Consider the following 12658-nt stretch of genomic DNA (forward strand, 5'->3'; position numbering starts at 1 on the left):
CGAAGGTGTACGGGCGTGAAGTTCAGCGCGCGGACGTCGCGGTGGCGTCCGCGGTTCGCGGGTGTTCGGTGTCGGTGGTGTGGTGGGCGACGATCCGGGAGGGGCCGGTGGTGCCGCGCAGTGCAAGGGCGATCAGGGGCAGCAGGGTGAGCGCGGCGAAGACCGCGCCGACCAGGGCCGGGCCGGTCAGGCCGAGCGAGGAGTCCAGCGCGTGGCCCGCTGCGAGGGAGCCGACGGCGATGCCGGTGTTGTAGCCGGAGGTGGTCAGTGCAGAGGCGAGGGTGGGGGCGTCGCCTGCGAAGCGGACGGCGAGGGAGGTGACGACCGGGTTGACGGTGAACCCGGCCAGCGCCATACCGAACACCAGGACCACAGCGGCCACCGGGCTGTCGGAGGCGGGGATCAGGGCCAGCAGGATGAGGGAGGTCGCCGCCGACGCGGTGATCGTCGTAACCATCGGGCGGTGGTCCCCGAGACGGCCACCGATCGCGGTGCCGCCCAGCGCACCGATCCCGAAGGCGATCAGCACCAGCGGCACGGCACCGGCCGGGATGCCCGCCCGGTCGGTCAGCAGCGGCGTGATGTACGTGTACGTCGCCAGAACCCCGCCCATGATCAGCACGGCCGCGCCGAGCGCCAGCCACAGCCGCCCCTGGCGAAGGGTCCGGACCTCGGCGCGCACCGAGACCTCGGCCCGCTGCTCGGTGCGGGGGATGAACCGGCCGACGAACGCGGCGGCCAGCACGGCGAGGGCGGCGAGCGCCCAGAACGGGCCGCGCCAGCCGGTGTAGTGGCCGACGAACGAGCCGATCGGCACACCGATCACGTTGGCCAGGGTGAGGCCGCCCATCATGACGCCGACCGCCCGCGTGGACCGCGCCGGGCCCGCTGCGGTGGTGGCGATCACGAAGCCGACGGCCCAGAACGCGCCGGTGGCCAGAGCGGTCACCACCCGGGCGCTCAGCACCACGGTGAAGGAGGTGCTCAAGGCCGCGATCGCGTGCCCGAGGGCGAAGACGGCAAGGGCGCCGATGAGGGTGTGACGCTGAGACAGGCGCAGGGTGGCCATGGCCATCGTGGGCCCGCCAACGATCATCCCGACGGCGAACGCGGTGATCAGGAGACCGGCGTGGGAAACGCTGACGTTCAGGTCGGCGGCCATCTCGGGCAGCAGTCCGGCGATGACGAACTCGGTGGTGCCCATCAGGAAAGTGCCGGCGGCGAGCACCCAGACGACGAAGGGCAGCTTGCCGGGGGCGGACCCGGTGGCGGAGGGCATGTGAAAACTTCTTCCCGTACGAGGAGGGGTGGGGCTGGTGGGCGGGGTCAGGAGGCGGCCTCGATGGTGATCCGGTCGGCCCCGGACAGCTGGTCGGCGTCGGCGTTGATGTGACCGAGGACCAGTAGATCGGAGGAGGCGGAGGGGCCGTCCTTGTAGAAGATGGCGAGGTTGCCCCAGGGGGCGTAGTAGGTGAGGTCTCCGGTCTTCGGCGCCTGCGGTACGGGCGCGTTCTCGGTGGTCAGTTTCCTGGGCGGGTCGGCGATCCGCTCGGTCCCGTGGAAGTCCTTCAGGTCCAGGGTGAGCGGGAGGAGGGAGGCCAGGTCGCGGGCGGCGGGGCTGTCGTTCAGGGTCGCCTCGACCTCTTGGCCGTCGATGGTGACGCGGATGTCCATCGGAGTGCTCCTGTCTGATCCGGACGGGCTCGCGGACGCCGAGGTCGGCGGCTCCCCGGACGCCGGGGCGGACGACGAGACGGAGGTGGTGGAGGGAGGCTGCTCGGCGGACGAGTCGTCGGAGCAGGCGGTCGCAGCCAGCAGCAGCACGCCGGTGGCGGCGGTGGCAGTCAGGGCCCGGCGAAAGGTGAAGGTCATGGGGTGCCGTCCTGCGGGTCGGGCATGGGCTCGGCGTAGTGGCGGAAGCCCTTGCGGTCGTTGTGCAGGCCGTACAACAGGTCAGCGAGGGCCTCGGGGCTGGAGGTCGCGGAGCCGGGGCTGATCGCCCCGGGCACGATGAGCTGTGTGACGTGGATGCTCTCGGGGGCGAGGGTGGTGTGGAGCATCTGCGCGTACGCGCTCTCGGCTGCGAACGCGATCGAGGTCCCGGCCACGCTGGCCTTCGGGCGTACCGCGCTGCCGCCGTTGACGAACAGCAGCGTGCCCCGCCCGAGCTCCCGCATCCCGGGCAGAACGGTGTTCACGCAGGTGAGTGGCCCCTTGACGGAGAAGGCCAGCGGGTCGTCCAGGTCGGCCGCGGTGGTGTCCAGGACCGGCTTCATGAAGTCGCTGCGGGGTACCGGGCTGAACTGGAGGATCTCGACGGGCCCCAGTGTGTCCGCGGCCTCTTGCAGGGCTGCGGTGAGGGAGGCGGGGTCCAGGACGTCGGCGGTGAAGCCGCGGGCGTGGATGTTGTCCCTGGCCAGTTCAGCTGCCAGGTTGTCCTGGTGCTGGGCGCTGCGCGAGAGGAGGGCGACGCGGTGGCCCGCTTGGCCGAAGCGACGGGCGGCAGCCAGCCCCAGACCGGGGCCGGCACCAACAAGAGCGAAGGTGGTCACGGGAGTTCTCCTCAACGACGTGGGTGGGGGTGGCCGCATCAAGGCCGGGGAAAGAGTGGTGTGCGCCGGGGTTCAGCCGGTGGCCGGGGTGGCGGTGTATTCCTCGTCGGTGACGGGGTTCAGCCAGTGCACGATGTCGTGGGTGTCGTCGCCCTCATTGATGGCCAGGTGGACCATGAGCCGATTCGGGGCGGCGCCGTGCCAGTGCTCCTCGTCGGCTTCGAACAGGACGCGGTCACCGGGCCGGATGACTTCCACCGGGCCACCGCGGCGCTGGCACAGGCCGACGCCTTCGGTGACGAAGACGGTCTGGCCCAAGGGGTGGCGGTGCCAGTGGGTGCGGGCGCCGGGCATGAAGTGAACCAGGGACGCGGTGACCCGGGACGGGGCGGGCGCGGCGGCGACGGGGTCGATGTAGACGTCGCCCGTGAACCAGTCTGCCGGGCCCTTGACGGTGTCGATCGAGCTGCGGGTGATCTGCACGGTTGCTCCTTGTGCGGTAGGGGGTCAGGGCTTGAGGAGGGTTTTGATCGCACGGCGCTCGTCCATTGCCTTGTAGCCCTCGGCGACCTGCTCCAGGGGCAGGGTGAGGTCGAAGACCTTGCCCGGGTCAATCCGGCCCTGAAGGACGCGGTCGATCAGGTCGGGGAGGTAGCGGCGTACGGGGGCGGGGCCGCCGCGCAGGCCGACGTGGGAGAAGAACAGTTCCTGCCCGTCGACAGCGACCTCATGGGGGACGCCGACGAAGCCGACGTTGCCGCCGGGCCGGGCGGAGTGCAGGGCCTGGCTCATGGCCTGAGCGGTGCCGACGCACTCCAGGACCGAGTCGGCACCGATCCCGCCGGTCAGCTCCTTGATCCGGGCGACACCTTCCTCACCGCGCTCGGTGACGATGTCGGTGGCGCCGAACTCGCGCGCCAGCTTCTGGCGGGAGGCGTGCCGTGACATGGCGATGATGCGCTCCGCGCCCAGCTCCTTGGCCGCGATCACGCCGCACAGGCCGACCGCGCCGTCGCCGACGACCACGGCGGTCGAGCCGGGCCTCACCTCGGCGGCGTCCGCGGCCCACCAGCCGGTGCCCATGACGTCGGACACGGCAAGCAGACCGGGCCACAGATCCTCGCCCGGCACGTCCTCGGTGGCGACCAGGGTGCCCTGGGCGTTGGGAATGCGGACATACTCGGCCTGGCAGGTGGACATGAACTCGCGATTCAGGCAGTTCGACTGGAAGCCGTTGCGACAGTTCGCGCAGGTGTTGTCCGAGGTGGCGAACGAGCCGACGACGAACTGGCCCGGCTTCACCGAGGTGACCGCGGATCCGACCTCCTCGACGAAGCCGATGTACTCGTGGCCCATGGGATGTGCGTGCTCCGTCGGCTCCGCACCGCGATAGGGCCATAGGTCGGAACCGCACACGCAGGTCACGGCCGTCCGGATGACGGCGTCGGTCGGCTTGAGGATCTTGGCGTTGTCCACGGTCTCGAACCGGATGTCACCGGGGGCGTGGATCACTGCTCCGCGCATGAGGAAGGCTCCTTGCCTGTTGAAGCCTGCCGACGCCAGGGGGGTTCCGGCAGGCCACCGAATGGGTGAGCCCCGGCGCAGACAGCGATTCCGCCGCCTGCGGGCCCCGAGGCCCGGCGCCCGGCCTGCCCGCTGTGACGGGCGGACGGCGAGCGCCACGTCAACCAGGTAACCCGCATCCCGCGCGGACAGCGAGTCACTGACGAGGGGTGTACCAGCAGTACATCCCTCCCATCCCGGGCAGGCCGTACCGTCGAAGGTATGGACAACCGCGAGGAGGTCCGCGAGTTCCTCACCTCGCGGCGAGCCAAGATCACCCCCGAGCAGGCCGGACTGCCGGCAGGCCCCCGACGCCGGGTTCCCGGCCTTCGCAGAAGCGAGGTCGCTGCCCTGGCCGACATGAGCGTCGAGTACTACGCCAAGCTCGAACGCGGCAACCTCGCCGGCGTCTCACCGTCCGTCCTGGAAGCTCTCGCCCGGGCCCTTCAGCTCGATGACGCCGAACGCGCCCACCTGCTGAACCTGGCCCAGGCCGCCGACGGATCGGACGTCCTCAACCGCCCCCGCCGACGGCGTACGAAGGACCAGTGGCGGCCGCACCGCAGCCTGCAATGGACCTTGGACGCCATCACCGCAGGTCCTGCGTTCGTCCGCAACGGCCGCATGGGCATCCTGGCCGCCAACCCGCTCGCCCGCGCCTTCTACGCCGACGTCTACGCCGCCCCCGGCAACCAGGCGAACCTGGCCCGCTTCAACTTCCTCGACCCCGCCTCGCGCCGCTTCTACCCCGACTGGGACCTCTTCGCTGACGTCGCCGTGGCCATCCTGCGCACCGAAGCCGGGCGAAATCCGCACGACAAGGACCTGCACGACCTCGTCGGCGAGCTGTCCACCCGCAGCGAGGAATTCCGCACCCGCTGGGGCGCCCACAACGTCCGTCACCACGGCACCGGCACCAAACGCTTCCACCACCCGGCCGTCGGAGGGCTCACCCTCGCCTTCGAGGGCCTGGAAATGGCCGCCGAACCCGGCCTCACCCTCACCATCTACACCGCCGAACCCGGCTCGCCCTCCGAAGAAGGACTGCGCCTGCTCGCCTCCTGGGCTGCCACCCAGAACAGCGACAGCCCCTCCACCACAAAGAACGCGGGCCGGTAGCGACACCACACCGGGCAGCTGGGCCACAAAGAATCATGGTGGTCACCTCTCATGGTGCTCGGCGCGGATCTGGTCGACGACGAGCGTCACTTTGCGGTCCTCTAGTGGCGGTGTTCATGGGAGGTGCCCAGCTTCATTCGGGCACTCGTCTGGTTTCTCGCGGGCCCGGAAGCCGGGTGACCTGCTGAGCCGCTGCGAGTTCTTCGCGGGCCTGCTCCAGCTCCAGGGACAGCTCGGTGGCGGCACGTACCAGGGCGCGAACCCGTTCGCGCTCCGCTGCGAGATCCGTCTTGATCTTCGCCAGGGCCTCGCGCAGCGCGGTGTTCTCGTCGGCCATGTCCTGGACGACCTGCGGGGTGAAATTCTGCGCCTTGGCCCGTGCCCGGAACTCATCCACAAGCTCTTTGTGATCGCCGTAGACGACGTCGCGCCGTAGCCCACACTCGGCGATCAACTCGGTCCCCGTGAGCTTTCCGACGGGCGAGCGTAGGGGTGTCCCAGCCAGAAGGCGTTCTGCGGCGGCGCGTATTTCCTGACGCTCGGCTTCCCGGTCTCGGTTCTTCCGCGTCATGCGACCCGACCGCCTTCCATGTGCGTAACTTCCGGACGTGACGCCTCGTGCCGCTCGATCACCGCGCAGATCTGCGCCGCTTGTGCGGAAGCTCGGTCCCGACGCGGACGTGGAGTCATTGGGTCACGAGCCTCGGTTTCCAGGACGAGCAGTCGCATGCGGTGATCGGCGATGTCCCGGTCGGTGTAGGCGAGGGTTGCGCAGGTGCTGTGACACAGCGATTCGTCGGGCCCATCATCGGCGGGAAGGCCGAGCAGCAGCTTCTCCTTGCGGCACTCGGCGGTTTCGGCACGATGGACGCAGGTCATGGCTTCGCCGTGATGAATGTCGGTGTCGCTCTGTTCGAGGAGCCGTTTGACGCTGGCCTGCGCGCGTACGGTGCGGCCGAGGAAGGTGGCTGCGCCGGCGGTGCGGCGACGGTACCGACCCCCTGTCCAGAACGGCCGCCGGAGTTCGATGCCAGGGCGACCCCGGACACCGGGTTCTGGACCCCGTACTTCCCGAACGCCCAGGTGTAGAAGGTGTTCAGAGCGGCACGGTCCCTGTCGAAGCTGGCTGCCTTGATCCGGTCGTCATTACGTACATCGGTCAGGCGCCAGTCCTTGAACGCCTCCACGTCCCGGGCCGTGGCCTCCCGCCAGCCCTTTCCGAACACCTGTAGACAACCCGGGCCACACGGCTCAGCTCGATTACCCTCCGAACGCCAACAAGCCGGACAACGACCCGATCGCCGGCTTCATGGAGGCGCTGGGACACAACCCCGAGGCATCCCTCGGCTTCTTCAACGGCTCGTCCGGCCAAGGCGCCAAGGATGATCTGGACACCGTGAGCAACTGGGATTACCTGGTCGACAAGGACGGTAAGGACGCCCGCACCTGGCCGCTCGACGGCGACGGCAAGACGACCGGCTACACGAACCTCGGGCACGCCCTGGAGTCGGCGACCCTCGGGCGCCCGTACGACGCCTCGCCTCCATCGATCCCTGAGCTGGGCTCCGAGGCACAGAACGCGGCTCGCGACGAGCGGACCGAACTCATGGAGAAGGTGGTCGACCACTACAAGACCGCCGACACGATCGAGAAGCAGGACGGAATCCGCGAAAGTCTGGCCACCATGGCGGCAGGGCACATCGACAGCTTGAACTACACCATGGACAACACGGGCGGTAGTGGCGATCTTGTGGACCGGGACGGGTTGTTCGGGAAGGACGCCCATCGTCTGCGCGATTTCGGTGAGACGAGCAGCATGCAGTTCATGCGGGCCCTGGGAGCCGACGAGGAATCGCACGCGACTCTCTCCGTGGCCCAACAGGTCTATGGGGCGAGCCTCATGACGGCCCAGGGCAACGACACCGACTCCGCTGTCGCGGCCGGCCTGCACAGTGCCAAGATGCACGGCATGCTGGACGAGTCGCGGATCGAGGCCATAGGCAAGGAATTCGGGGACGAAAAGACAGCACGTAACCTGAAGTTGGAGCAACAGGGCGCTTGGCGTGACTTCGCCGCCGAGGCCACGATCGGCGCTGCGGTGGGCGTCACGACGGCGGCGATAGTTCCTGCTGGAGCGGTAGCCGTGGTCGCCGTTCCTCTGGCCATCGAGACCGTCGGCGGCGCCGCAACCACGCAATTCGGCAACGAAACCATGCAGTGGCTCAAGGACCACGAGTTCGAGAACCATGACGAAGCGGCCCAGGGCATCGACAAGGCCAAGGCTGAGGGGCGGCAGAACGCGATGGGGCCCCTCCTCAACTACGTGGAGGCACACAATATGGAGAGCGGCGAGGTCCGCGAGCTGAGGGACAAAGCCGCTGAAGCGTACGACACGGGCGGAAAGCTCAGCGACACCGACGACGCCCGGGGCTGGTGACGTATGAGGACACTTACACCTGCCCGCCTCCTCCTGATGTGCTCCTTGGCTCTCGGAGTGAGCGCCTGCTCGGAAACGACGGGTGAAACAGATGCGGATGCGGCGGCCGCGCAGCGCAGAGGATGCCAGACACTGTTCGGCGCGTCCGGACTGAAACAGATAGACCGTGGGGTCGAAGGATCCGAAGAGCTGCGTTTCAGGAGCCCGGCCTCTTTGGCCGACGCCCGAACCAGCCACCATGATCAAGTCAGAAGGTGGACTCCTGAGAGGGAGCCAACACCGTACGCCGAGTCGAACATGTGCATGATCCGAACCGACATCTCCACGGGGATGCGGATCGGTCTCACCTACAAACCTTCCCCCTTCCCTTTCGATACTGCTTTCGACAAAGAATCCGAGACAGGAATCGTCCTGAAGCCTCGTCTGACGCAGATCAACTCGGACGTGAAACTCGTTTACGGGGCCGATGAATACAGGGAAGCCAGGTACCAGGTCTACGTGCAGTGCAGAATCCCGGGCACCCCGTCAGGGCAGGAGCGCGAAGTTCCACTGGCGGGCGAACTGACCGACACACTCACCGCCGGCGTGAACGTTCGAGATCACCTCACGCTCCTCCTCCACTCAGCCCGCGTCATGGCGAACACGCTCGACTGCCAGAACAAGCCCGTCGTGCCCCCTGCCCTGCCCGCCTCGATCACAATTTCCTGAGCCGGCCCAATCCGAACCGGGCCGGCCACCCCGAATCACGACCTGTCACGGCGGCCGGGGCTGCCGGCCACCGGTGGCTCGGGCCGCGGCGTGAGTACGACGCGGAGCATCGGCATTCCTGGGACTTCTCTGGGACTTTCGGCTGTAAATGCGGGGACGAGCGTGAAAGAAACGAAAGACCATTGCTGCTGGTCAGAGCCCTCAAGCCGCCCATCGCTGCGGGCCACGAAGCCGCCAGATCCCTTCCGCGACATCTGAGAACCGTCAGGACGGGAACCGTCGCACCCCCGCGATGAACGAAGGGCCCCACCGTTCGCGGTGGGGCCCTTGGGCGTTCGCCCTCTCGGCCCGCGCGGCCGCGTAGGTGTCGGAATCGCCGCGACGGACCGGTCGCCCCGGGCCGACCGAGGGCGTACGGCGACGGGGAGCTCTGCCTGACATGCGCCTTTCGTACGCACATGCGAATCTGGAAGTGCCCCATCGTTCAGGACGATGGCAGGAGGCACGATCATGAGCAAGAAGCAGAGCCGGCACAACCGCGGTGCTCGCACCGGCGGCCATGAGCGCAGCGCCGCCACCGCGGAGACGAAGGAACAGACGCCGTCGGCGACCACCCCCGACGCGGCGAGTGCGATCGGGGAGACCGTTTCGCACAAGAAGGAGCGGAAGTTCGGGCACAACTGATCAGCGGCCTTCGGGCCAACCAACCAGCGGCCAGGGGAAATCCCGGCCGTCAGTATGCGCGTGGGGACATGATCCGGGGTTCGGCGTCCGGTGTCTCGAAGAGGCAGCTGGGGTCGCCGGGGCCCGGCTTCACGCGTACGGTGGCCTGCTCCGGGGGGTCGGTCGGCAGTTCCACGTGTACGACGATCGCTCCGTCGCCGTGCCCCGTGACGGAGCCCGTCTCCTTGCCGTCGACCAGTACCTCCACCAGCACCGTGTGGCCCGTCTCGACGGTCGCGGTGACCGAGTGGCCCGCATGGTCGGCGTGGAAGTGATGGCGATGCCTCATGGAAGTAGCCTCCCTGCGGCGCGCTTCACAGTTTCCGCGTCGCCTCATCGAGCGTAGCCGCGTCGATCGGCGCGCGCCGTGAACGGGGCCGGGGGCGCGGGACGGAGTGTTCGGGGGCCACCCTTCTGCCGTTGCACCCTTCTCCTTGACCTAGAGTGCCCGCGTGCCTTCGTACAGCATTGGCCAGGCCGCGGAGCTGCTGGCCGTAAGCCCGGAAACGGTTCGCCGGTGGGCGGACGGCGGTCACCTCGCGATGGACCGGGGCGGGTCGGGGAACCGGATGATCGACGGCGTCAGCCTGGCGGGCTTCGCCGCTGAGCGGGCGGCAGGTCTGCATCCGGTGTCCGGTGAGATTCTGACGTCGGTGCGGAACTCGTTCGCCGGCATCGTCACCGCCGTGACGGTCGACGACATCGTGGCCCAGGTGGAGATCCAGTCGGGGCCGCACCGGCTGGTATCGCTGATCAGTCGCGAGTCCGTGGAGGAACTCGGCCTGGAAGTAGGGGTCCTGGCGACGGCGCGGGTCAAGTCGACGAACGTGCACATCGACCGGCCGGGAAGCCGGGGCTGAGCCGCTCCCGCAGCCGGATGTGACAGACGAACCCCGGTTGCTGCTCACAGATGCCAGGCCAATCGCGGGTATTGCCTCGCAATCACGATTCCGCTGGACGGCTGTTGGGCATACCTTCTGCAGCCGCCCCGCGGGCCGTTCGACTGGGGGATCCCATGAGCCGACTCCGTGCGCAATCCCGCACCTCTCCCGCGCAGCTCGCATCGTTGGCCGTGCTCGGGGATGTCGACCGTCCGGCCACGCTGACAGTGGACGACCTGCGGACCGGATGGGAGCAGCACCGGGCCGAGGTGATGTTCGAGTGCGCCACGAGCGGGCCGCGGCGGCACCGGTTCGAAGGACCGCTGCTGCGTGAGGTGGTCCTGGACTCGCATCCGCTGTTCGACGCCCGCCGGCGCAAGGACCGGTCCCGCTTCGTCCTGTCGGTCACCGGCGGGGACGGGCACCACACGGTGCTGGCCTGGGCGGAGGTCGATGCCGATTTCGGGAACGCCCCTGTCCTCCTGGCCACCCGGATGGACGGGGAGGATCTGGACATGGCCGGCAGCCAGCTGGTCGTGCCGGTCGACCGGTGCGGGGCGCGCTACATCAGCGCCATCACCCGTGTGCGGGTCCGCGCGTTGCCGAAGGACGCATAGGCAGGATGGCCGGGCCGGGATCAGACGGCTGCCAGGGCGATCTCGGTCGACTTGATCAGGGCGACGACGGGCATTCCGGGGGCGAGACCGAGGTCGGTCACCGCGTCCTCGGTGATCGCGGAGGTGAGTTCGCCGCCCTCGACGGACACCTTGACGCTCGCCATCGCGCCGCCGGTCGCGACGTCGGTGATGGTGCCGGGGATCTGATTGCGGATGCTCAGCCCCGCGACGGCGCCGGTGGCCAGGGACACCTCGGTGGACTTGACCAGCGTGCGGACCGAGGCCCCTTCGGTGAGGCCGAGATCCTGGACGGCCTCGAGCGTGATCGCGGCCGTGACCTCCTGGCCGCCCGCCAGGCGGACCTTCACGGTGGCCATGACTGCACCTGCGGTGACGGAGGTGACGGTGCCGGGGAACTGGTTACGGATGCTCAGGCTCATGACGTGGCGCCTCTGATTCGTCGTATCCACAATGAAATGCCTGGTATTTCCTGGTCTGTAATTTCACTGTAGATCCCCTGACGTCCGGCTACCCGCCGCAGCCATTGACGTCCGCCCCCCTTGCCCGGATCGGCCCTACCGGCTTTCGGACCATCCTCCAGGCTGCCATGCATTTGCCATGGAGTTTCGCATTAAGCTTTGTAAATACGAACTCAGTTCATCTAATCTGTCGCACATGCAGTCCTACACCATCGGTCAGGCAGCACGTCTGCTCGGCGTCAGCCCCGACACCGCCCGCCGCTGGGCGGATGCCGGCCGGGTCGCGACCCACCGCGAGGAGAGCGGGCGCCGCCTCATCGACGGCCGGGATCTGGCCGCGTTCGCCATCGAGGTCGCGCAGGGGGGCATCGGTGAGGACGACACGTCCTACACGTCGGCCCGCAACGCCTTCCCCGGCATCGTGACCGCCGTCAAACTCGGCGACGTCGCGGCCCAGGTGGAGATCCAGGCCGGCCCGCACAGGCTCGTATCGCTCCTGACCCGGGAAGCGGTCGAGGAACTGGGGCTGGAGGTCGGCATGCAGGCCACCGCCCGCGTCAAGTCGACCAGCGTGCACATCGACCGCACCTGATCCCCACTGCTCCACTGCTCCAGTGCTCCAGTGCTCCACCCAGCGGCGTCGCCGTCCCTGACGCGGCTCACACCACCCGCCCAGGCCCACCGCGTCCCCAAGGAGTCCCTCCCTCATGTCCTTCACTCTCACCGGCCGCCGAACCGCGACCGCGATCCTCACCGCGGCCCTCCTCGTACCGCTGGCCGCATGTGGCAGCGACGACGACAAGAAGGACTCCGGCGACAAGGGCACCGCTTCCGCCTCCGGGGCTCCGAAGGCCGATCTGACGGTTCTGGCCGCCTCCTCGCTCACCGATGTCTTCAAGACCGCAGGTGCCGCGTACGAGAAGGAGCACCCCGGAACCGAGGTGACGTTCTCCTTCGCCGGTTCGCAGGAGCTCGCCGCCCAGGTCAAGCAGGGCGCACCCGCCGATGCCCTGGTCACGGCGGACACGAAGACGATGGACGGTCTGAGGTCGGACACGGGAGCGCCGACCGTCATCGCGAAGAACCGTCTGGTGATCGCCACGGGCAAGGGCAACCCGGAGAAGGTCAAAAGTCTGAAGGACCTCGCCGACCCCGAGCTGAAGGTGGTGCTCGCGGCCCCCGAGGTTCCGGTCGGGCGCTACAGCAAGCAGATCCTGGACGCGCAGAAGATCGAGGTGAAGCCGGTCTCCCAGGAGCCCAACGTCCGCGCTGTCCTCAGCAAGGTGGAACTCGGCGAGGCGGACGCCGGTCTCGTGTACAAAACGGACGCCGCCACCGCCACCGACAAGGTCGATGCCATCGACATCCCGGACGCCCAGAACGCCGTCGCCTCCTACCCGGCGGCGACCCTGAAGACCTCCAGGAACAGCGAGGCCGCCGCCGCGTTCGTGACGTGGCTGTCCTCGCCCGAGGCCCAGAAGATCCTCGCCGCCGCCGGCTTCCAGCAGCCGTAGCAGGCCCCCCCCTGCATGCGGCCCGGCTCGGGGGGCCGGGCCGCCCGCAGGGCACTTCCAGCATC

General features: G+C 68.5%; 17 protein-coding genes. 9 read left to right on the forward strand and 8 right to left on the reverse strand.

The window, feature by feature from the left end:
• Positions 1–22 precede the first annotated feature (22 nt).
• From OG257_RS09305 to OG257_RS09325, 5 genes are all read right to left on the reverse strand, one after another.
• Entirely contained in the window at positions 23–1279 is a 1257-nt protein-coding gene (locus OG257_RS09305) for an MFS transporter (RefSeq protein ID WP_329206420.1), read from the reverse strand.
• 47 nt (positions 1280–1326) lie between these two features.
• A complete protein-coding gene (locus OG257_RS09310) occupies positions 1327–1872 on the reverse strand; it encodes a cyclophilin-like fold protein (protein WP_329206422.1) in 546 nt (181 codons plus the stop codon).
• A complete protein-coding gene (locus OG257_RS09315) occupies positions 1869–2552 on the reverse strand; it encodes an SDR family NAD(P)-dependent oxidoreductase (RefSeq protein ID WP_329206423.1) in 684 nt (227 codons plus the stop codon). The genes OG257_RS09310 and OG257_RS09315 overlap by 4 nt, the downstream gene beginning before the upstream one ends.
• Before the next feature lie 72 nt (positions 2553–2624).
• On the reverse strand, positions 2625–3035 hold the full coding sequence (locus OG257_RS09320) for a (R)-mandelonitrile lyase (RefSeq protein WP_329206425.1): 411 nt from the start codon (positions 3033–3035) through the stop codon (positions 2625–2627).
• A 24-nt stretch (positions 3036–3059) separates the two neighbouring features.
• Entirely contained in the window at positions 3060–4076 is a 1017-nt protein-coding gene (locus OG257_RS09325; RefSeq protein WP_329206426.1) for a zinc-dependent alcohol dehydrogenase family protein, read from the reverse strand.
• Positions 4077–4337: 261 nt separating this feature from the next.
• On the opposite strand from OG257_RS09325, the gene OG257_RS09330 reads away from it, so the two are divergent.
• Complete coding sequence (locus OG257_RS09330) at positions 4338–5234, forward strand: helix-turn-helix transcriptional regulator (RefSeq protein WP_329206427.1); 897 nt, start codon at positions 4338–4340, stop codon at positions 5232–5234.
• Between the two features lie 133 nt (positions 5235–5367).
• On the opposite strand, the gene OG257_RS09335 is transcribed toward OG257_RS09330, so the two are convergent.
• A complete protein-coding gene (locus tag OG257_RS09335) occupies positions 5368–5805 on the reverse strand; it encodes a hypothetical protein (protein WP_329206429.1) in 438 nt (145 codons plus the stop codon).
• Between the two features lie 47 nt (positions 5806–5852).
• On the opposite strand from OG257_RS09335, the gene OG257_RS09340 reads away from it, so the two are divergent.
• The 4 genes from OG257_RS09340 (at position 5853) to OG257_RS09355 (ending at position 9063) form a co-directional block, all read left to right on the forward strand.
• The gene (locus OG257_RS09340) at positions 5853–6323 is read left to right on the forward strand and encodes a hypothetical protein (protein WP_329206430.1); all 471 of its coding nucleotides are present in this window, start codon (positions 5853–5855) and stop codon (positions 6321–6323) included.
• Positions 6324–6531: 208 nt separating this feature from the next.
• Complete coding sequence (locus OG257_RS09345; RefSeq protein ID WP_329214995.1) at positions 6532–7671, forward strand: hypothetical protein; 1140 nt, start codon at positions 6532–6534, stop codon at positions 7669–7671.
• 303 nt (positions 7672–7974) lie between these two features.
• A complete protein-coding gene (locus tag OG257_RS09350) occupies positions 7975–8379 on the forward strand; it encodes a hypothetical protein (protein ID WP_329206431.1) in 405 nt (134 codons plus the stop codon).
• A gap of 510 nt (positions 8380–8889) precedes the next feature.
• The gene (locus OG257_RS09355; RefSeq protein ID WP_329206432.1) at positions 8890–9063 is read left to right on the forward strand and encodes a hypothetical protein; all 174 of its coding nucleotides are present in this window, start codon (positions 8890–8892) and stop codon (positions 9061–9063) included.
• 49 nt (positions 9064–9112) lie between these two features.
• On the opposite strand, the gene OG257_RS09360 is transcribed toward OG257_RS09355, so the two are convergent.
• Positions 9113–9391 carry a hypothetical protein gene (locus OG257_RS09360; RefSeq protein ID WP_329206433.1) on the reverse strand — a complete coding sequence of 93 codons (279 nt, stop codon included), beginning with the start codon at positions 9389–9391 and terminating at the stop codon, positions 9113–9115.
• A gap of 163 nt (positions 9392–9554) precedes the next feature.
• On the opposite strand from OG257_RS09360, the gene OG257_RS09365 reads away from it, so the two are divergent.
• Both OG257_RS09365 and OG257_RS09370 read left to right on the forward strand, forming a co-directional pair.
• Entirely contained in the window at positions 9555–9962 is a 408-nt protein-coding gene (locus tag OG257_RS09365) for a TOBE domain-containing protein (RefSeq protein WP_329206434.1), read from the forward strand.
• Between the two features lie 155 nt (positions 9963–10117).
• On the forward strand, positions 10118–10600 hold the full coding sequence (locus OG257_RS09370) for a molybdopterin-dependent oxidoreductase (RefSeq protein WP_329206436.1): 483 nt from the start codon (positions 10118–10120) through the stop codon (positions 10598–10600).
• Positions 10601–10620: 20 nt separating this feature from the next.
• Here OG257_RS09370 and OG257_RS09375 read toward each other — a convergent pair whose 3' ends face one another.
• Positions 10621–11040 (reverse strand): TOBE domain-containing protein, encoded by a 420-nt coding sequence (locus OG257_RS09375; RefSeq protein WP_329206438.1) that lies wholly within the window; start codon positions 11038–11040, stop codon positions 10621–10623.
• Between the two features lie 235 nt (positions 11041–11275).
• On the opposite strand from OG257_RS09375, the gene OG257_RS09380 reads away from it, so the two are divergent.
• The gene (locus OG257_RS09380) at positions 11276–11671 is read left to right on the forward strand and encodes a TOBE domain-containing protein (protein ID WP_329206439.1); all 396 of its coding nucleotides are present in this window, start codon (positions 11276–11278) and stop codon (positions 11669–11671) included.
• Positions 11672–11786: 115 nt separating this feature from the next.
• Entirely contained in the window at positions 11787–12593 is an 807-nt protein-coding gene (modA, locus tag OG257_RS09385; protein ID WP_329206441.1) for a molybdate ABC transporter substrate-binding protein, read from the forward strand.
• Positions 12594–12658 lie beyond the last annotated feature (65 nt).

Origin of the sequence: Streptomyces sp. NBC_00683, assembly GCF_036226745.1 — a bacterium.
Taxonomy (GTDB): Bacteria; Actinomycetota; Actinomycetes; order Streptomycetales; family Streptomycetaceae; genus Streptomyces.

Coding starts and splice junctions, on each gene's coding strand:
- OG257_RS09305 (WP_329206420.1), bottom strand. CDS start 1,279: ATGCCCTCCGCCACCGGGTCCGCCCCCGGCAAGCTGCCCTTCGTCGTC.
- OG257_RS09310 (WP_329206422.1), bottom strand. CDS start 1,872: ATGACCTTCACCTTTCGCCGGGCCCTGACTGCCACCGCCGCCACCGGC.
- OG257_RS09325 (WP_329206426.1), bottom strand. CDS start 4,076: ATGCGCGGAGCAGTGATCCACGCCCCCGGTGACATCCGGTTCGAGACC.
- OG257_RS09330 (WP_329206427.1), top strand. CDS start 4,338: ATGGACAACCGCGAGGAGGTCCGCGAGTTCCTCACCTCGCGGCGAGCC.
- OG257_RS09335 (WP_329206429.1), bottom strand. CDS start 5,805: ATGACGCGGAAGAACCGAGACCGGGAAGCCGAGCGTCAGGAAATACGC.
- OG257_RS09350 (WP_329206431.1), top strand. CDS start 7,975: ATGATCCGAACCGACATCTCCACGGGGATGCGGATCGGTCTCACCTAC.
- OG257_RS09355 (WP_329206432.1), top strand. CDS start 8,890: ATGAGCAAGAAGCAGAGCCGGCACAACCGCGGTGCTCGCACCGGCGGC.
- OG257_RS09360 (WP_329206433.1), bottom strand. CDS start 9,391: ATGAGGCATCGCCATCACTTCCACGCCGACCATGCGGGCCACTCGGTC.
- OG257_RS09370 (WP_329206436.1), top strand. CDS start 10,118: ATGAGCCGACTCCGTGCGCAATCCCGCACCTCTCCCGCGCAGCTCGCA.
- OG257_RS09375 (WP_329206438.1), bottom strand. CDS start 11,040: ATGAGCCTGAGCATCCGTAACCAGTTCCCCGGCACCGTCACCTCCGTC.
- OG257_RS09380 (WP_329206439.1), top strand. CDS start 11,276: ATGCAGTCCTACACCATCGGTCAGGCAGCACGTCTGCTCGGCGTCAGC.
- modA (WP_329206441.1), top strand. CDS start 11,787: ATGTCCTTCACTCTCACCGGCCGCCGAACCGCGACCGCGATCCTCACC.